This window comes from Streptomyces sp. BR1 (assembly GCF_052373795.1).
GTDB lineage: Bacteria > Actinomycetota > Actinomycetes > Streptomycetales > Streptomycetaceae > Streptomyces.
In genome coordinates this window covers 3,464,903-3,482,992 of the sequence record NZ_CM126252.1, presented here as the reverse complement: position 1 = coordinate 3,482,992, position 18,090 = coordinate 3,464,903, and the positions used below count along the sequence as shown (strand labels likewise).

Below are 18,090 nucleotides of genomic sequence, written 5' to 3'. Positions count from 1 at the left end.
TCAGAAATCTCGATCCGCCGCCTGCCCCCGCTCGACCCCGACCTCGAACCTCGGAGGGCCGTCGCCGTGCACCTCGCCCCCACCGAACGCCAACAGCGCCTGCGCGCCGAACTGCGGGCGTACTTCCGTGCATTGATGTCGGACGGATCGAGTGACAAGGCTGTCGGCGTCGATCCGGCCGACGCCGACGCCCAGCGCGCCGTCCTCCGCCGCATCGGCGCCGACGGCATGCTCGGCCTCGGCTGGCCCGTCGAGTACGGCGGCCAGGGGCGCGGCCCCGACGAGCAGTTCGTCTTCTTCGACGAGGCGTACCGCGCGGGCGCGCCCGTCTCGATGGTCACGCTGAACACGGTCGGTCCGACGTTGATGAAGTACGGGACCGAGGAGCAGAAGGCGTACTTCCTGCCCCGGATCCTCGGCGGTGAGCTCGTCTTCGCCATCGGCTACAGCGAGCCGGAGGCCGGGACCGATCTCGCCTCGCTGCGTACGAAAGCCGTGCGGGACGGTGGCGACTGGCTGATCGACGGCCAGAAGATCTTCACCTCCAACGCCCAGAACGCCGACTGGATCTGGCTCGCCTGCCGCACGGATCCGGCGGCGCCCAAGCACCGGGGCATCTCGATCGTCCTCGTACCGACGGACGCGCCCGGATTCTCGTGGACGCCGATCCACACGGTCGGCGGGCTGACCACGACGGCCACGTACTACGACGGGATCCGTGTCCCGGCCACGAACCTCATCGGCGAGGAGAACGCCGGCTGGGGGCTGATCACCAACCAGCTGAACCACGAACGGGTCGCGCTCGCCGCGATCGGCATGCAGGCCGAGGAATTCTTCGAGGCGGTGCTGACCCGGGCCCGTACACCTGATCCGGTGAATGGTCGGCGCCGGGTTGACTCGACTTGGGTGCGTTCCAGGATCGCCGAAACGCATGCCCGGCTCGCGGCGAATCGCCTGCTCAACTGGCGTTTGGTGGGGGATGTGGGAGCCGGTTCGCTGGCCCCGGGGGACGCCAGCGGGGTGAAGTTCATGGGAACGGAATCCGCGGTCGAGTCGTATCGCATGTGCCAGGAGATCGCGGGGGACGAGGCGCTGGTGCGGGGTGGTTCGCCGGGGGCGTTCGGGGACGGCGAGCTGGAGCGGATGAACAGGGCGGCACAGATCAACACGTTCGGGGGCGGGGTGAGCGAGGTGCAGCGGGAGATCGTCGCGACGATGCGGCTCGGGATGAAGAGGGGGCGGAGGTAGGTGGACGAGGGACTGGGTTCAGGGCTGAGCGGACGGCCGGGCGAGGGGCTGTACGGGCGGCTGAAGACGTACGAGGGGAAGGCGACCGGGAGCGTCGGCGTCGGCAGGGACCTCGTCAACGAGCCGATGATCAGGCACTGGTGCGAGGCGATGGGCGACACCAATCCGGCGTACCGGGGGCCGGACGCGATCGCGCCCCCGACCATGCTCCAGGCCTGGACGATGGGCGGCCTGTCCGCGCAGACGGACCGCGCGGACCGCTCGGGCGCGTTCGACGAGCTGTTCAGGCTGCTCGACGGGGCAGGGTTCACCTCGGTGGTCGCGACCGATTGCGAGCAGGAGTACGTACGTGAGCTGCGCCCGGGCGACCGGATCACCTATGACGCGGTGATCGAGACGGTCTCCGACCGCAAGACCACAAAGCTGGGGACCGGGCACTTCGTCACCACGCGGATGGACATCCACGCGAACGGAGAGCTCGCGGGCACGCATCGCTTCCGGATGCTGAAGTACACACCAGTCGAGCGGAATGCGGGGCGCGACAAAGGTGCTCGGCGTCCCAGGCCCGTCGTCAACCGCGACAACGCCGGGTTCTGGGACGGGGTCGCCGGCCACAAGCTGCTGATCCAGCAGTGCGACGGCTGCGGAGAGCTACGTTTCCCCTGGCTGCCGGGGTGCAACGCGTGCGGCGGAGCCGAGTGGCACACCGTCGAGGCGAGCGGCACCGGGACCGTCTTCTCGTACGTCGTCATGCATCACCCGCCCTTCCCCGCCTTCGGGCCGGGGCCGTACGCGGTGGGGCTGATCGAGCTGGCCGAGGGCGTGCGGATGATCAGCAACGTGGTGGGCGTGCCGTACGACAAAGTGCGGATCGGGATGCCGGTGCGGCTCGAATTCCTGCGGGTGGACGACGAGTTGGACCTTCCCGTGTTCCGGGGAGGTGACGACTGATGGACTTCACCCCCACCGAGGAGCAGTCGGCCCTCCGTGAACTGGCCGCGGAGATCTTCGGGGACCTGTCGACCCATGAACGGCTGAGTGCCGTCGGGACGCGTACGGACCCCGACCTGTGGAAGGCGCTCTGCGCTGCCGGGCTGCCTGCGGCCGTCGAGGAGACGGGCCTGCTCGGCCTTGTCCTCGCCCTGGAGGAGCAGGGCCGGACCACGGCCCAGGCACCGTTCGCGGCGAGCTGTGTGTACGGGGTGCTGGCGCTCTCGGCCCATGGCTCGGCCGAACAGCGCGACCGGCTGCTCCCCGCTCTGCGGGACGGCACGGCGATCGCGACCGGCGCGTTCCCCGAACGGGGCGGTGTACGGGCCACGGCGGACGGGCAGTTGAGCGGCGTCGTGCCGGTGGTGCCCTGGCTGCGCGACGCCACGCATGTACTGGTCCCGGACGAGGACCGGGTGCTCTGGCTGATACGACCCGGAGCACCCGGGATCGAGGTGGCGCCGGTCGAGACCACCGCGCCCTGGTCGGCCGGGCGGCTCACGCTCTCGGGGGCGCGGGGCGAACGGGTCGGCGGGCACGGGCCTGATGCCGGTGCCGATGCGTACGAGGACGTGCTGGCCACCGCCCGTACCGCGTTCGCCGGGTTGCAGGCAGGGGTGTGCGCGGGGTCGTTGGCGCGCGCGGTGGAGCACACGACGACCCGGGAGCAGTTCGGGCGGCCGCTCTCCACCAACCAGGGCGTACTGCTGCGGGCGGCCGACGCGTACATGGACATCGAGGCGATACGGGTCACGTCGTACGAGGCGGCCTGGCGGCGGGACGAGGGTCTGCCCTTTCGCGCGCACGCGCTGACGGCGGCGTGGTGGGCGTCCGAGGCGGGCCGACGGGTCGTCCACACGGGCCAGCATCTGCACGGCGGCCTCGGGGCGGACCTGGAGCACCCGGTGCACCGGCACTTCCTGTGGGGACGGCAGCTCGACGCGTATCTGGGGTGCGGGGCCGAACTGCTCGATGAATTGGGCGAGTTGATCGCTTGCGGGCGACACGACGAGGAGGGCGTGGCATGAAGGTCGGTGACGAGTTGCCGCCGCTGGAGATCCCGGTCACCCGGACGTTGATCGTCGCCGGGGCCGTGGCCTCCCGCGACTACCAGGACGTGCATCACGACGCGGTGCTCGCACGGGAGAAGGGCGCCCCGGACATCTTCATGAACATCCTGACCACCAACGGGCTGGTCGGCCGCTACATCACCGACCACTTCGGTCCCGGCGCCCGGCTGCGGACGGTCCGGATACGGCTCGGGGCGCCCAACTACCCGGGCGACACCATGACGTTGACCGGGACGGTCACGGCGGTGACCCCAGCTCCGGATGCGGACCCGGGCGGGGGCGCGGACACCGTGGAGGTGCGGGTCGTCGGGGCCAACAGGCTCGGCCACCACGTCACCGGGACCGTAACCCTCACGCTGGCCCGGGCCGGAGCTGTCCCCACTGCTGGGGAGGTGGGCGTATGAGCGTGCGGCGGGCGGACTCGCTCGGGGGGAAGGCGGCCATCGTCGGGATCGGGGCGACCGAGTTCTCCAAGGACTCGGGGCGCAGTGAGCTCAAGCTGGCCGTGGAGGCGGTGCGGGCCGCGCTCGACGACGCCGGGCTCACCCCCGACGACGTCGACGGCATGGTCACGTTCACCATGGACACCAGCCCCGAGATCACGGTGGCGCAGGCGGTCGGGATAGGCGAGCTGTCGTTCTTCTCGCGCGTGCACTACGGCGGTGGCGCGGCGTGTGCCACCGTGCAGCAGGCGGCGCTGGCGGTGGCGTCCGGGGTGGCCGAAGTGGTCGTCTGCTACCGGGCGTTCAACGAGCGGTCGGGCCGTAGATTCGGGTCGGGGGTGCAGCAGCGGGAGCCGTCGGCGGAGGGCGCGGCGCTCGGCTGGTCACTGCCGTTCGGGCTGCTCACCCCGGCCTCCTGGGTCGCCATGGCCGCCCAGCGCTACCTCCATGCGTACGGTCTGACGCCCGAGGCGTTCGGGCAGGTGGCCGTCGTCGGCCGGCGCCATGCGGCGACCAACCCGGCGGCGTACTTCTACGGCAGGCCGATCACGCTCGACGACCATGCCGCGTCGCGCTGGATCGTGGAGCCGCTGCGGTTGCTCGACTGCTGCCAGGAGACCGACGGTGGACAGGCGATCGTCGTCACGACGGCCGAGCGGGCTCGGGATCTGCGCCGTCCGCCCGCAGTGATCACCGCGGCCGCGCAGGGGGCGGGCCGCAGACAGGAGGGGATGACGAGTTTCTACCGGGACGATCTGACCGGGCTGCCCGAGATGGGGGTGGTCGCGCGGCAGCTGTGGCGGACGTCGGGGCTCACGCCGGCGGAAATAGATGTGGCGATCCTGTACGACCACTTCACGCCGTTCGCGCTGATGCAACTGGAGGAGTTCGGGTTCTGCGGACCGGGTGAGGCGGCGGACTTCGTGGCGGCGGACGCGCTGCCGCTGAACACGCATGGGGGACAGCTCGGGGAGGCGTATCTGCACGGGATGAACGGGATCGCGGAGGCGGTGCGGCAGGTGCGGGGTCTGGCGGTCAATCAGATACCCGGCGCGGAGCGGGTCCTGGTGACGGCGGGGACGGGTGTGCCGACCTCCGGGCTGATCCTGGGCGCGGATGGGTGATGCGCGGACGGGCTGATGCGGAGTCAGGGGTCCGGGTGGGCTCAGGGGCAGGGGCCACGGGTTCAAAGGGTCCGGGATCCCGGACCCCCGGACCCCCGCCCCGCACCGGCGGCCCAGGGTTCGGTGCGCGCGTACGGATGATCTTGTGCGCGAACGGCTGAGGCACAGGGCTGAGCGCTGGCCGAGGTGGGCTGACGGCCTTTCACTCGCCTTATGCGCAGCCTCACATCGATCCGGGCCCGCTACCTGGGCATCGTCACGCCACCGCTCGCCGTGGCCACCACCGTCACCGCTCTGCTCATGTCCGGCCCACCCGCTGCGGCGGCCGCACCACCTCGCCCAGCACCCGGAACCGCCGCCGCACCGGCGTCCGTCGCGTCCGTCGTATCCACGGCACTCGGCGCTGCCGCCACCGCACCGGCCCGTCTCGCGCCCCGTACCTTCGACGACGAGGCTGTCGACGGGTTCGTCGACGCGCCGGTCGACGGGCTGGACAGGCCCGACGTGCTCGCGCGGGCCGTGCAGTTCAAGGGGGCCGCGTTCGACACCTGCCAGGCGCCGGCGCTGGCGACGATGAAGGCCTGGCGGTCCTCGTCGTACAAGGGTGTCGGGGTGTACTTCGGCGGGCGCGGGCGGGCCTGCCCCAACCAGCACAACCTCAGCCGGAGCTGGCTGGCGAACGTGGACGGGATGGGCTGGCGGGTGCTGCCGATCTTCGTCGGCTCGCAGTCGCCGTGCGTCCGGTCCGAGGCCAAGCAGAAGGTGCGGATGAGCAGTCGCTCGGCGACGCAGGGCCGGGCGGAGGGGAAGCAGGCAGCCGGTCAGGCCGAGCTGCTCGGCATCCAGCCGGGCAGCGCGCTCTATCTGGACATGGAGGCGTATGACGCGGACGACGCGGGGTGTGCCCGCACCACGCTCGACTTCGTGCGCGCGTGGAACCGCGAGGTGCGCGGGCAGGGCTATCTGCCCGGCTTCTACAGCAGCGCGGGCTCCGGCGTACGGCATATGGAGCGGGCGCGGCGGGCCGGGCAGAGCGATCTGCCGTCGGTGATGTGGTTCGCGCGGTGGGGATCGTCGTCCTCGGTGTACGGGGAGCCGTCGCTGCACGCGGACGCGTGGCGGCCGCACCGGCGTGTGCACCAGTACGCGGGCAACGTGACCGAGTCCCACGGCGGGCGTCGGATGACGGTCGACCGGAACACGGTGGACGCGCCGGTCGCGCGGTTCGAGCCGTGACGTACGGGCCGGTCGGGCGTGTGAACCCTGACGGGCGCGGAGGCGTCCTCCACCTTCAGGAGGTGGGGCCACCCCCACCCGTACAACCTGAGGCGGACCCCGCTTCGCGACCTGGGGCCGATCCGTTGCGTAGTGGGCGCTCCTAGCGTGGAGGTATGACCACGCCTGTCTGCAACAGCGTCTCCCGGGTAGCGACGCCGTACCCGTCGTTCGCCTCGTACATGCGGGCCAGAGGGCCCGTGCTGCTGCGCACCGCACGCTCGCTGACCGCCAACCCGAGCGACGCCGAGGACCTGCTGCAGACGGCCCTCACCAAGACGTACGTCGCCTGGGAGCGGATCGAGGACCACCGGGCCCTCGACGGCTATGTGCGCCGCGCGCTCCTCAACACCAGGACGTCGCAGTGGCGCAAGCGCAAGGTGGACGAGTTCGCCTGCGACGAGCTGCCCGAGCCGGAGACGGTGCCGGAGCCGGACCCGGCCGACCAGCAGGTGCTGCACGACGCGATGTGGCGCGCCGTGATGAAGCTGCCGGACCGGCAGCGGGCCATGGTCGTGCTGCGCTACTACGAGGACCTGAGCGAGGCGCAGACCGCCGAGGTGCTCGGGGTCTCGGTCGGCACGGTCAAGAGCGCGGTCTCGCGCGCGCTCGGCAAGCTCCGCGAGGACCCGGAGCTCGCCCCGGTCCGCTGACCCCACGGGCGTCGCCGCGGGTCGCGGAGGTCCGGGCCCGGTCCCGCCCGCACCTCCCGGATCCGGGCTACCGCCAGTAGCCTCCGCTTTCGGCCAGGTTCATGGCGTGACCTTGGTCTCCTGGGTGATTCATTACCTCCGGGTAGTGACATACCGCGCGGTACGTGAGCAGAATCGGGGGCACCCCTACTGCCACGTGGCGCACCGTAGCGCCCACCGGGAGGCCGCCGTGCTGAGCACCATGCAGGACGTTCCGCTGCTGATCTCGCGGATCCTGACCCACGGGTCCACGATCCACGGAAAGTCGCAGATCACCACCTGGACCGGGGAGGCGGAGCCACAGCGCCGCAGCTTCGCCGAAGTCGGTGGCCGCGCGGCGCAGCTCGCACACGCCCTGCGCGGACTCGGCGTCGAGGACGGCCAGGCGACCGCCACCCTGATGTGGAACAACGCCGAGCACGTCGAGGCGTATTTCGCCATCCCCTCCATGGGCGCCGTGCTGCACACGCTCAATCTGCGGCTCCCCGCCGACCAGTTGATCTGGATCGTCAACCACGCCGCCGACCGCGTGATCATCGCCAACGGCTCGCTGCTGCCGCTGCTCGCCCCGCTGCTGCCGCATCTGCCGACGGTCGAGCACATCGTGGTCTCCGGGCCGGGCGACCGCTCGCTGCTCGACGACATCGACGGCGCCGGTCCGCAGGTGCACGAGTACGAGGAGCTCATCGCCGGGCAGCCCACCTCGTACGACTGGCCGCAGCTGGACGAACGCACCGCGGCAGCCATGTGCTACACCTCCGGCACGACCGGCGACCCGAAGGGCGTCGTCTACTCGCACCGGTCGGTCTATCTGCACTCGATGCAGGTCAACATGTCCGAGTCGATGGCGCTCACGGACAAGGACACCAGCCTGGTCGTGGTGCCGCAGTTCCACGTCAACGCCTGGGGTCTGCCGCACGCGACCTTCATGAGCGGCGTGAGCCTGCTGATGCCGGACCGGTTCCTCCAGCCCGCGCCGCTCGCCGACATGATCGAGCGCGAGAGGCCGACGCACGCCGCCGCCGTTCCCACCATCTGGCAGGGCCTGCTCGCCGAGGTCATCGCGCGCCCGCGCGACCTCTCGTCGATGGCGCGGGTCACCATCGGCGGCGCGGCCTGTCCGCCCTCGCTGATGGAGGCGTACGACAAGCTGGGCGTACGGCTCTGTCACGCCTGGGGGATGACGGAGACGTCGCCGCTGGGCACCATGGCCAACCCTCCGGCCGGTCTCACGGCCGAGGAGGAGTGGCCGTACCGGATCACCCAGGGCCGCTTCCCGGCGGGCGTGGAGGCCCGGCTCACGGGGCCGGGCGGGGAACTCCTGCCCTGGGACAACGAGTCGGCCGGTGAGCTGGAGGTCCGGGGCACCTGGATCGCGGGCGCGTACTACGGCGGCGCGGGCGGCGAGGACTTCCGCCCGGCCGACAAGTTCAGCGCGGACGGCTGGCTGAAGACCGGCGACGTCGGCGTCATCAGCCCCGACGGCTTTCTGACGCTCACCGACCGCGCCAAAGACGTCATCAAGTCCGGCGGCGAGTGGATCTCCTCGGTCGAGCTGGAGAACGCGCTGATGGCCCACCCCGACGTCGCCGAGGCCGCGGTCGTCGCCGTACCCGACGAGAAGTGGGGCGAACGGCCGCTCGCCACGGTCGTACTGAAGCCGGGCGCGAACGTCGACTACGCCGCGCTGAAGGCCTTCCTCGGCGAGTCGATCGCGAAGTGGCAGCTGCCGGAGCGGTGGACGATCGTGGCGGCGGTGCCGAAGACGAGCGTGGGGAAGTTCGACAAGAAGGTCATCCGGAAGCAGTTCGCGGACGGGGAGCTGGACGTCACCGAACTGCGATGACAAGGCGACCGCGGTGACCGGTCACGGCGTAACTGAGCGCGGGCGGTGGGTGTTTCACGTGAAACCATGGGCGTTTCACGTGAAACATCCACCGCCCGCCGCTAGTTGGTGCCGATCTTCGCCAGCAGGTCCACGATCCGGCCCTGGACCTCGGCGCTGGTGGAGCGCTCGGCCAGGAACAGGACGGTCTCGCCTGCCGACAGCTTCGGGAGTTCCGGCTGGTTGAGGCCGGCCGAGGTGTAGACGACGAGCGGGGTGTGGTTCAACTGCCCGTTCGCGCGCAGCCAGTCGACGATTCCGGCGCGGCGGCGGCGTACCTGCATCAGATCCATGACGACCAGGTTCGGCCGCATCTGGCCCGCGAGCGTGACCGCCTCGGTGTCGGTGGATGCGCGTGCGACCTGCATGCCGCGCCGCTCCAGGGTCGCCGTCAGGGCGACGGCGATCTCCTCGTGCTCCTCGATCAACAGCACGCGCGGCGGATGCTGTTCGCTGTCGCGGGGGGCGAGGGCCTTGAGCAGTACGGCGGGGTCGGCGCCGTACGCGGCCTCGCGCGTCGCCTGGCCGAGCCCGGCCGTCACCAGCACCGGCACCTCGGCGGCGACGGCCGCCTGGCGCAGCGACTGGAGCGCGGTCCGGGTGATCGGCCCGGTCAGCGGGTCGACGAAGAGCGCGGCGGGGAACGCCGCGATCTGGGCGTCCACTTCCTCGCGGGAGTGCACGACCACGGGCCGGTAGCCACGGTCGCTCAGCGCCTGCTGGGTGGAGACGTCGGGCGCGGGCCAGACGAGCAGCCGGCGCGGGTTGTCGAGCGGCTCGGGGGGCAACTCGTCGTCGACGGGCCGCGGATGCGGCCGGTTGGCGACCTCGACGGCGCCACCGGGCCCGTCCAGCGGCTCCGGCCCCTCGGCGCCCTCGTCGGGCGCCCCTATGGCGTACGCGCGTCCCTGGCCCTCGGACGGGGGTGAGAGGAGCGACGCGGGGGGCGTGGCGGTGGCCTGCGGGCGCTCGCCGCCCTCGGCGGGCTGGGCCGCACGCTCGCCCTCGGGGGGCGTACCGAGCTTGCGGCGCCGCCCGGAGCCCGAGCTGGTGCCGGAGCCGGTGCTCTGCTGGGCGAACGGCATGCCCTGGCCGAGCGTGCGCACGCTGATGGAGCGGCCCTGCGAGTCGTCGGGCGCGGGTGCGGGCGCCGCCTCGGCGGGCAGCGGGCGGCGGACGGGCGCGGGCTGCGGCGTCGCGGCGCCGCCGGTGCCCGGCGCCGCAGGACCGCTCGCCGGAACCGCGCCGCCCACGGCCCACATGGGCTGCTGCTCGACGGGATGCGGCTGCGGCGGGGTGTGCTCGTCGGGCTCGGGGCGTACGGCGTCGTGGCGTCCGCGACCGGCTGCCGAGGGCAGCGCGGTGCGCTCGGCTTCAGGGGTTACGGGTACGGGTGCGGCGGGGCCGTTCGCGAGGGGGCGGTGGGCCGGGGCGGTCGCGGGGACGCCGGTGGCCGGGACCGGGCCGGTGCCCAGGGGGCGATGGGCCTCGGCGGGGCCGGTCGCCGGGACGCGGGCATCGGGGGCGGCCGGGAGCGGGCTCGTCGGCTGGGGCGTGCGGTCGGCCTCGGCGGGGGGCAGGGCGAACGCCGTGCGTACCGCGCCCTCGTTCTCGGGCTGGGCGGGTGCGGCGGCGAGAGCGCGTCGGGCCCGGCGGCCGCTCGGCTCCTGCTCCCCGGAGGCGGTTCCGTTGCCGGTTCCAGCGCCCGTTCCGGCGGGCAGGACGCGTCGGGCGCGGCGGCCCGAGGGCGTGTCCGCGTCGGCGGCCATGCCCTGCGGCGGGACGGTCTCGCTCAGCGCGGCCGGGCGTCCGGCGGCGGGCCGGCGCTCGCTCTCGGCGGCGGTGACGACCGAGCCCTCGGCGGGCGTGGAGGCGTCCTCGGCGGGGCTGGGCCGCCCGCGCCGCCGCCCCGTACCGGAGGCGTCCTCGGAGGGCGTCGGGGCCTCGCCCGCCTGCTGCGAGGGGATGTGGTCAGCGGCAGAACCAGAGGCGGAGGCAGCGGCAGGCGCGGTCACGGCCTCGCCCTCCTGGGCCTCGGCCTGGGCACGGGCCCGCCGTCGGCCCGTCGGGGTCTTCTCCTCCTCGACCGGGCTCTCCAGGAACGCGTCCGTGGAGGCCCGCCGCGCGCGCCGACGGCCGCTGCCCGCAGCCGGGGCGCCCTGCTGCGCGGGAAGTTGAGCGGGAAGTTGGGCAGGGAGTTGAGGGCTCGGCCGGACGTCCTCCTGGGCGCCCATCACCGCGATCTCGGCCCCGGTCGCCGCAGGCTCGGGCACCGACCCGGCGCCCTTCCCCAGCGGCACTTCGAGGACGTACGCGCTGCCGCTCATGCCCGGCACCTCGACCGTCTGGAGCACGCCGTCGTGCGCGGCCACGATGCCCCGGACGATGGGCTCGTGCACCGGGTCGCCCCCGGCGTACGGCCCGCGCACCTCGATCCGTACGACCTCGCCGCGCACCGCCGCCGCGACCACGACCGTCGAGTCCATGTAGCCGCCCGCGGCGACCGGGGCGTTGCCCGTGGCGTCGACGCCCGCGACGTCCGCCACCAGGTGCGCCAGCGCGGTCGCGAGGCGCGCCGGGTCGATCTCGGCCTCGATCGGGGGCGCGTGGACGGCGAACTGGGCCCGCCCGGGGCCGATCAGCTCGATCGCGCCCTCGACACCGGCCGTCACGACCGTCCCGACCAGCACCTTCGCCTTCTTCAGCTGCTCCGTACCGGAGTCGAGCCGCTGGTAGGCGAGGACGTTGTCGACGAGCGTCGTCATCCGGGCATATCCGGCGGCCAGATGGTGAAGTACCTGGTTGGCCTCGGGCCACAGCTGGCCCGCGTCGTCCGCCGCCAGCGTGGACAGTTCGCGCCGCAGTTCGTCCAGCGGCCCGCGCAGAGAGCCGCCGAGCACGGAAAGCAGCTGCTGGTGCCGGGCGAACAGCGCGTCGTAGCGCGAGGTCTCCCGCTCCAGGACCTCGGCGTGCCGCGAGGTCTCGCGCTCCAGGATCTCCGCGTGCTTGGCGGCCTGGTCCTCGTACGGGCGGCGGTCGGTGAACGTCATCACCGCGCCGACCAGCAGGTCCCCGTCCCGTACCGGCGCGGTCGTCAGGTCGACCGGCACGCTCGCGCCGCTCTTCGCCCACAGGACCTGACCGCGTACGCGGTGCTTGCGGCCGGACTTCAGCGTGTCGGCGAGCGGGCTCTCCTCGTACGGGAACGGCTCGCCGTCGCCGCGCGAGTGCAGCACCAGCGGGTGCAGCTCCTGGCCGCCGAGATCGCTGGCCCGGTAGCCGAGGATCTGCGCGGCGGCGGGGTTCACGAGGACGACCCGGCCCTCGGTGTCCGTACCGACGACACCCTCGGCGGCAGCGCGCAGGATCATCTCGGTCTGCCGCTGCGAACGGGCCAGTTCGGCCTCGGTGTCGACGGTTCCGGAGAGGTCGCGTACGACGATCATCAGGAGCTCGTCGCCGGAGAAGTGTCCGCTCGCGCCGCCGTACGTGGAGGTCGGCGAGGCGTACGCGTCGCGCCCGTCCTCCAGGTTGGCGCTGGTCACCTCGACGGGGAACTCGCTGCCGTCGGTGCGCCGGGCCACCATCCGGGTCGGCTTGGTGCGGCCCTGCTCGTCCTCGGAGTCGGGGCGGCGCATCGAGCCGGGGATGAGCTTGGAGTCGAAGGTGGGCAGCAGATCGAGCACGCCCCGCCCCACGAGCCCGGTGCCCGGGGACTCGAACATCTCCAGGGCGATGGTGTTGGCGTTGACGACCGTGCCGTTGCAGTTGACGAGTACGAGCCCGTCCGGAAGGGCGTCAAGTATGGCTGCGAGGCGAGCAGCGCCTCGGGATGGCCTGCTGCTCACGACGACGCTTCCTCCCTGAACCACTGCACCTTGCGGCCTGTCACTGGGAGGGAGTCTAAAGGCAGGGGATGTCCGCGCGACGGCGGATGAGGGGGAGCTCTCACCAAGGTTCTGTGACCATGGCGTATGCCGGGAGATCGAACCGAACGGTCGGACCGCCCCCACCTGCCCGCCCGCCGGTCCGGCCGGGGCGGCGTGTCGCGGGTGCCGCGCGGGCGTGCTCACCGCTTAGCCGGACGCGTCGGAGTGCACCTCGCACTACGCGTCGGGGTACCCGTACTCACCGTGCGCCGGGCAGCACCGGCACGAGCGCGTCCCACCGCGCGATCTCGCATCCGTCGGTCCTGCGGTACGTGGCGTCCACGGGCCGTCCGGCCCAGCTGCCGGTGATGTGGGCGGTGGCGCGCCCGCCGTAGATCATCGTGCACTCCGCCCTGGGGGCGACGGGCGCGAACGGGTCCCGGCCCCAGGTGGTGACCCGGTCGAGCCGGTCGCACGCCTGATTGATCTGCGGATGGTTCCCGCCCGCCGGGTGACACGTCAGCTCGTACGTCCCGTCGGTCTCCCCGTTGTGCGTGACGGTGAGCGTGAGGTGGTCGGGGCTGCCGCCGTCGAGGAGGGGGAGCGTGGGCAGCGGCAGTGGTGCGGCTAAAGCGACGGCTGAGCCGGACGCGGACAGGGCGGCGGTGGTGAGGGCGGTGAGGGCGATGCGGCGCAACATGGGCGTGTGACTCCAGGGGCCGGGTACTTGGTCGGCGGGGGCCGGGGGGTCTCCTGCTTCCCCCTGACTAACGCGCCGCGCGCCCTCGCGTTGCGCGCCCGGCTAACGCTTTGCCCTGGCGGCCGACTGCCTAGTACCGTGGGGTGCGATTGGTGACGCGGAGCAAGGCTGTGTCATCATCTGCACGCACCACTTCGCGCACGCGAGACGGTGTGCTGGAGGCGTCGCCTAGTCCGGTCTATGGCGCCGCACTGCTAATGCGGTTTGGGTCTTAAAGCCCATCGAGGGTTCAAATCCCTCCGCCTCCGCCAGCAAGACCCGGAGCCCCGGCCCTCACGGCCGGGGCTTCGGTCGTTTCCGGGGGCGGATGCGGACCGAGTGAGGCTCGGGCGCCGACTGGTGAGGCTGCCCCCGACGAGGCCGGTTACGCCCGTACGAGACCCGCAGATCCGGTGACCCCGGTCACATTTCCCCTCTTACGGGCACATCGCCGCCCCGGGGCCGCTCCTCCCGCCCTCGCTCACGCAGAGACGTTTTCGCAGGTCAGAGGGTGTTTGGGGAATGGATTTCGCGTCCCGGCGCGGTTCATGTAATGTTGTTCCCGCAACGCCGACCGGGAAGAAAAAAACCGGGAAGCAAACGCAACAAGCACTCGTAGCTTAACGGATAGAGCATCTGACTACGGATCAGAAGGTTGCAGGTTCGAATCCTGCCGAGTGCACAGCCGAAAGGCCCCCCGGAGAGATTCGGGGGGCCTTTCTCGTATGTCCGCGCTCCGGCGTCCCGTCCCGTTGTCAGTGGTCCCCGCTACCGTCGAAGACATGGCTGGGGTGTGGCGCAGTGGTGGGGTGCGATGGGGGGAGGACGGGCCTGGGCTGGTGTGGGAGCGGGGTGCCGGGGAGCGGCGGGTCAGTGCGATCGCGTACGGGGGTGAGATCGGCTTTCGGGTGGTGGGGGAGCGTACGTGTGTGGGGGCGCGGGGGAACGCGTGTCCGGGAGGCGCTCTCGTGGCGCGGGGCAGTGGGCAGGCCCGGTGTGCGGAGTGCGCGCGGCTCGACCGGATGCATTCCGTCGCCGCCGACGGGGTGCCCGATGATCCTCGGGTCTACCGGGTCTACCTGGCCTGGTTCGGGCCCGGGCTCGTCAAGGTCGGCATCACCGCCGAGGAGCGCGGCAGCGCCCGGCTGCGGGAGCAGGGTGCGGTGGCCTTCTCGTGGCTCGGACGCGGGCCGCTGATGGCCGCGCGGCGCTGCGAGGAGCTGCTGCGGGCCGCGTTGGGGGTGCCGGACCGGATCTCGTACGAGCAGAAGCGGGCGATACGGGCCGCTCTGCCCGGTGCCGGGGAGCGGGCCGGTGAGGTGGCGGGGAGCGGGCCGGTGAGGTGGCGGGGCTGCACGCGCGGGCCGTCGCGCTCGCCGGGTGGCCGGAGTCGCTGGAGGCGCTGGGCTGCGACGTCGTCGACCACGCCCGGGTGTTCGGGCTGTCCGGGCTGCGGCCCGCCGGCGGGGTGGTCGCGGAGCTGGTGCCCGAGGGGGCCGTCGCCGGGCGCGTTCTGGCCGCCGCCGGGCCCGATCTGCATCTCGGTACGGGGGACGGGCGTGTGGTCGTCCTGGACACGCGGCTCATGAGCGGGTGGGGGCTGGTGGGGGCCGCCGGGTCCGGGTCGGGTGGGGTGACCGTGCCCGTACGGGCGCTTCGGGGGCGGCGGGCCGACCCGCAGGACCAGCTGTTCTGAACCTGCTCCGGACCAGCCCTTCTGGAAGCCGGGCTCGTCCTCGTACCCCGTTGGTCAAGAGTTGGATCCCCTTTGGATCCCTTCCGGTAAGGGGTATGGACACGTTGACCACTGACAGCTGAAGGTTGCCGCATGAGCGATCACCTTGTGGCCGGTCTTGTCGCCGGTATCGAACCGCCTTACTACACCGTCGTGTTCACCTCCCTGCGTACGGAAGGGGACCGGGGGTACGGAGAGACCGCCGAGCTCATGAAGGAGCTGGTGGCGGAGATACCCGGGTATCTGGGGTACGAGTCCGCGCGTACGCCCGGCGGGCTCGGGATCACCGTGGGGTACTTCCGTGACGAGGACGCGATTGCCGCGTGGCGGTCGCGGTTGGAGCATCAGCGTGCGCAGCGGCGCGGGCGCGCCGAGTGGTACGAGAGCTACAGCCTGCACGTCGCCAAGGTTGAGCGGGCGTACCACTTCGTGAGGGACGGCGGGGGCGGCGCGGCCTCTTAGGAGCGTTGTCGGGTGCGGGCCGGTGGGGGCTTGTCGCGCAGTTCCCCGCGCCCCTTAGAGGCACCCGGCGCCGCCCGGTCACGGCACCCCGCGCCCCCCCGCCGCGCAACTTCTCAGGTAATTCACAGAAACGCCCAAGGGTGTTCTCACGGGCCGCTCACAGGGTGGGGGCATGACCACCATCTCCCCGCAGGGGCGTACGGAATTGCTGAGGGCGGACGGGACCGCCGTCCGGGTGCTCGTCGTGGACGACGAGGCGGCGCTCAGCGAGCTGCTGTCGATGGCGCTGCGCTACGAAGGGTGGGAGGTGCGCAGCGCCGGGGACGGGGCCGGTGCGGTGCGGGCCGCCCGGGACTTCCGGCCCGACGTCGTCATCCTCGACATCATGCTGCCCGACATGGACGGCCTCGCCGTCCTCGGGCGACTGCGGCGCGAACTCCCGGACGTGCCCGTGCTGTTCCTTACCGCGAAGGACGCGGTCGAGGACCGGATCGCGGGGCTCACGGCCGGGGGCGACGACTACGTCACCAAGCCGTTCTCGCTCGAAGAGGTCGTGGCCCGGCTGCGCGGGCTGATCCGGCGCTCCGGCACGGCGGCCGTACGGAGCGAGTCGCTGCTGGTCGTGGGCGACCTCACGCTCGACGAGGACAGCCACGACGTGACCCGGGGCGGGGTCAACATCCATCTCACCGCCACCGAGTTCGAACTGCTGCGGTTCCTGATGCGCAACCCGCGCCGCGTGCTGAGCAAGGCGCAGATCCTCGACCGGGTCTGGTCGTACGACTTCGGTGGCCAGGCCAACGTCGTGGAGCTGTACATCTCGTATCTGCGCCGGAAGATCGACGCGGGGCGCTCGCCGATGATCCACACCCGGCGCGGGGCGGGGTATCTGATCAAGCCGGGTGAGTGAACCGGTGCCCGGGCCTCCGCGCCGCCGCCCCGGCGGCTCACGGCCCGGGCAGCCGCGTCCCCGGCCGGGCCGTCCGCGCCGGCCGTGGACGCTGCGTACGCGCCTGGTCGTCTCCGCCGTCGCGCTGATCGCGGTCGTCGCGGCCGTGATCGGTACGGTCACGGTCATCGGGATGCGGTCCAATCTGACGCGCCAGCTCGACGACTCGCTGCGGCCTGCCGTGGGGTTCGCGCAGCACAGCCTGGAGTCCCGGGCCGAGGGCGACGGGCTCAGGTTCGTGGCCGGGCCCGGGCAGCCGATCGGTACCGTCGGGGCGCGCACCGGGCCCGACGGGCAGCCCGCGACCGGCGCCCGGAGCTTCCGGGGCGAGCGCGAGCCCCGCCCACTGTCGGACCCCGCGCAGCTCCGCGCGCTCGGCGCGGTGCCCAAGGACGGGCAAGTGCACACCGTCTCCGTGCCGGACCTCGGCCACTACCGGGTCCTGTGGTCGAGCGACGGCTCCCTCGTGCTCGGCTTCCCGCTCAAGGACGTCGAGTCCACCGTCGACACCCTGATCGTCGTGGTCGTCTCCGTCACCGCCGCCGGGCTCGTCGCCGCCGGGATCGCGGGCGCCGCCATCGTCGGGGTCGCGCTGCGCCCGCTCCGGCGCGTGGCCGCGACCGCCACCCGGGTCTCAGAACTTCCGCTCCACAGCGGCGAGGTGGCCCTGCACGAGCGCGTCCCGGACGCCGAGGCCGATCCCCGTACCGAGGTCGGGCAGGTCGGTGCGGCGCTCAACCGGATGCTGGGGCACGTCGGTTCCGCGCTCGCCGCGCGGCAGGAGAGCGAGACGCGCGTACGGCAGTTCGTCGCCGACGCGAGTCATGAACTGCGCACGCCGCTCGCGTCCATTCGCGGGTACGCCGAGCTCACCCGGCGCGGTACGGAGGAGGTCGGGCCCGCGACCCGGCACGCGCTCGGGCGCGTCGAGGCGGAGGCCGAGCGGATGACCGGCCTGGTGGAGGACCTGCTGCTGCTCGCGCGGCTCGATGCCGGACGCCCGCTCTCGTATGAGAGCACCGATCTCTCACCGTTGGTCGTGGACGCGGTGAGCGATGCGCGCGCGGCCGGGCAGGGGCATGTCTGGCGCCTCGAACTCCCCGACGCGCCGGCCGACTCCGACCCGCACACCGACTCCGACCCGCACCCCGTCAACGACCCCGTCAACGACTCCATCACCGTCCACGGCGACCCCTCCCGCCTCCACCAGGTGCTCGTCAACCTCCTGGGCAACGCCCGTACCCACACGCCCCCCGGCACCACCGTCACCGCGCGCGTGGCGCGCCAGGGCCCGTGGGCCGTGCTCGAAGTCGAGGACGACGGGCCCGGCATCCCGCCCGCGCTGCTCCCGCACGTATTCGAGCGGTTCGCGCGCGGCGACGCCTCCCGGTCCCGGGCGCACGGCTCGACCGGGCTCGGGCTCGCCATCGTGCACGCGGTCGTCTCCGCGCACGGCGGCCGCGTCACGGTCAGCTCGGCCCCCGGCCGTACGGTCTTCGCCGTCCATCTGCCGTGCCCGACCGGCCAGTTCCCGCACCCCGCACAGCCCGAGCACGTAAAACCGGAGCAGCACTCACAGCCTGAGCACAGTCGCGCCACACAGGTGTGA

Annotated in this window: 14 protein-coding genes, 2 tRNA genes and 1 pseudogene; 15 read left to right on the top strand and 2 right to left on the bottom strand. The window is 72.4% G+C overall.

Annotation, left to right across the window (positions count from 1 at the left end; all coding sequences use genetic code 11):
- Nucleotides 1-66 precede the first annotated feature (66 nt).
- The 8 genes from ACT1U9_RS15065 (at nt 67) to ACT1U9_RS15030 (ending at nt 8,688) form a co-directional block, all read left to right on the top strand.
- Complete coding sequence (locus tag ACT1U9_RS15065; RefSeq protein WP_444538794.1) at nt 67-1,248, top strand: acyl-CoA dehydrogenase family protein; 1,182 nt, start codon at nt 67-69, stop codon at nt 1,246-1,248.
- Nucleotides 1,249-2,199: a bifunctional MaoC family dehydratase N-terminal/OB-fold nucleic acid binding domain-containing protein gene (locus tag ACT1U9_RS15060; protein WP_444538793.1), complete on the top strand. Its 951-nt coding sequence runs from the start codon at nt 1,249-1,251 to the stop codon at nt 2,197-2,199.
- The gene (locus tag ACT1U9_RS15055) at nt 2,199-3,266 is read left to right on the top strand and encodes an acyl-CoA dehydrogenase family protein (RefSeq protein WP_444538792.1); all 1,068 of its coding nucleotides are present in this window, start codon (nt 2,199-2,201) and stop codon (nt 3,264-3,266) included. The genes ACT1U9_RS15060 and ACT1U9_RS15055 overlap by 1 nt, the downstream gene beginning before the upstream one ends.
- Nucleotides 3,263-3,712 carry a MaoC family dehydratase gene (locus ACT1U9_RS15050; RefSeq protein WP_444538791.1) on the top strand — a complete coding sequence of 150 codons (450 nt, stop codon included), beginning with the start codon at nt 3,263-3,265 and terminating at the stop codon, nt 3,710-3,712. Before ACT1U9_RS15055 ends, ACT1U9_RS15050 begins: the two co-directional genes overlap by 4 nt.
- Entirely contained in the window at nt 3,709-4,875 is a 1,167-nt protein-coding gene (locus tag ACT1U9_RS15045) for a lipid-transfer protein (protein ID WP_444538790.1), read from the top strand. Before ACT1U9_RS15050 ends, ACT1U9_RS15045 begins: the two co-directional genes overlap by 4 nt.
- A gap of 213 nt (nt 4,876-5,088) precedes the next feature.
- On the top strand, nt 5,089-6,111 hold the full coding sequence (locus ACT1U9_RS15040; protein ID WP_444538789.1) for a DUF1906 domain-containing protein: 1,023 nt from the start codon (nt 5,089-5,091) through the stop codon (nt 6,109-6,111).
- A 155-nt stretch (nt 6,112-6,266) separates the two neighbouring features.
- Entirely contained in the window at nt 6,267-6,803 is a 537-nt protein-coding gene (locus ACT1U9_RS15035) for a SigE family RNA polymerase sigma factor (RefSeq protein ID WP_444538788.1), read from the top strand.
- 229 nt (nt 6,804-7,032) lie between these two features.
- Entirely contained in the window at nt 7,033-8,688 is a 1,656-nt protein-coding gene (locus ACT1U9_RS15030) for a long-chain fatty acid--CoA ligase (RefSeq protein WP_444539112.1), read from the top strand.
- Nucleotides 8,689-8,789: 101 nt separating this feature from the next.
- Here the strand turns inward: ACT1U9_RS15030 and ACT1U9_RS15025 are convergent, their stop codons facing one another.
- Nucleotides 8,790-12,575, bottom strand: coding sequence for a PAS domain-containing protein (locus ACT1U9_RS15025; RefSeq protein ID WP_444538787.1), 3,786 nt, complete (start codon nt 12,573-12,575; stop codon nt 8,790-8,792).
- A 280-nt stretch (nt 12,576-12,855) separates the two neighbouring features.
- Nucleotides 12,856-13,296 (bottom strand): SSI family serine proteinase inhibitor, encoded by a 441-nt coding sequence (locus ACT1U9_RS15020; protein WP_444538786.1) that lies wholly within the window; start codon nt 13,294-13,296, stop codon nt 12,856-12,858.
- 217 nt (nt 13,297-13,513) lie between these two features.
- Here ACT1U9_RS15020 and ACT1U9_RS15015 point away from each other — a divergent pair.
- The 7 genes and pseudogenes from ACT1U9_RS15015 to ACT1U9_RS14985 all read left to right on the top strand — a co-directional run bounded on the left by ACT1U9_RS15015 (nt 13,514) and on the right by ACT1U9_RS14985 (nt 18,090).
- Nucleotides 13,514-13,607, top strand: a tRNA-Ser gene (locus tag ACT1U9_RS15015).
- A 337-nt stretch (nt 13,608-13,944) separates the two neighbouring features.
- A tRNA-Arg gene (locus tag ACT1U9_RS15010) sits at nt 13,945-14,017 on the top strand.
- Nucleotides 14,018-14,060: 43 nt separating this feature from the next.
- Nucleotides 14,061-14,564 (top strand): annotated as a pseudogene (locus tag ACT1U9_RS15005) (DUF2797 domain-containing protein); the annotation flags it as partial.
- 113 nt (nt 14,565-14,677) lie between these two features.
- Nucleotides 14,678-15,031, top strand: coding sequence for a hypothetical protein (locus ACT1U9_RS15000; RefSeq protein ID WP_444539325.1), 354 nt, complete (start codon nt 14,678-14,680; stop codon nt 15,029-15,031).
- 132 nt (nt 15,032-15,163) lie between these two features.
- A complete protein-coding gene (locus tag ACT1U9_RS14995; RefSeq protein ID WP_444538785.1) occupies nt 15,164-15,532 on the top strand; it encodes an antibiotic biosynthesis monooxygenase family protein in 369 nt (122 codons plus the stop codon).
- 172 nt (nt 15,533-15,704) lie between these two features.
- A complete protein-coding gene (locus ACT1U9_RS14990) occupies nt 15,705-16,442 on the top strand; it encodes a response regulator transcription factor (protein ID WP_444538784.1) in 738 nt (245 codons plus the stop codon).
- Between the two features lie 91 nt (nt 16,443-16,533).
- Nucleotides 16,534-18,090 carry a HAMP domain-containing sensor histidine kinase gene (locus tag ACT1U9_RS14985; RefSeq protein ID WP_444539111.1) on the top strand — a complete coding sequence of 519 codons (1,557 nt, stop codon included), beginning with the start codon at nt 16,534-16,536 and terminating at the stop codon, nt 18,088-18,090.

Bases quoted from the DNA above. Each gene is read 5' to 3' on its own strand.
- ACT1U9_RS15050 (WP_444538791.1), top strand. From the start codon at position 3,263: ATGAAGGTCGGTGACGAGTTGCCGCCGCTGGAGATCCCGGTCACCCGG.
- ACT1U9_RS15055 (WP_444538792.1), top strand. From the start codon at position 2,199: ATGGACTTCACCCCCACCGAGGAGCAGTCGGCCCTCCGTGAACTGGCC.
- ACT1U9_RS14995 (WP_444538785.1), top strand. From the start codon at position 15,164: ATGAGCGATCACCTTGTGGCCGGTCTTGTCGCCGGTATCGAACCGCCT.
- ACT1U9_RS15045 (WP_444538790.1), top strand. From the start codon at position 3,709: ATGAGCGTGCGGCGGGCGGACTCGCTCGGGGGGAAGGCGGCCATCGTC.
- ACT1U9_RS14990 (WP_444538784.1), top strand. From the start codon at position 15,705: ATGACCACCATCTCCCCGCAGGGGCGTACGGAATTGCTGAGGGCGGAC.
- ACT1U9_RS15035 (WP_444538788.1), top strand. From the start codon at position 6,267: ATGACCACGCCTGTCTGCAACAGCGTCTCCCGGGTAGCGACGCCGTAC.
- ACT1U9_RS15020 (WP_444538786.1), bottom strand. From the start codon at position 13,296: ATGTTGCGCCGCATCGCCCTCACCGCCCTCACCACCGCCGCCCTGTCC.
- ACT1U9_RS15040 (WP_444538789.1), top strand. From the start codon at position 5,089: ATGCGCAGCCTCACATCGATCCGGGCCCGCTACCTGGGCATCGTCACG.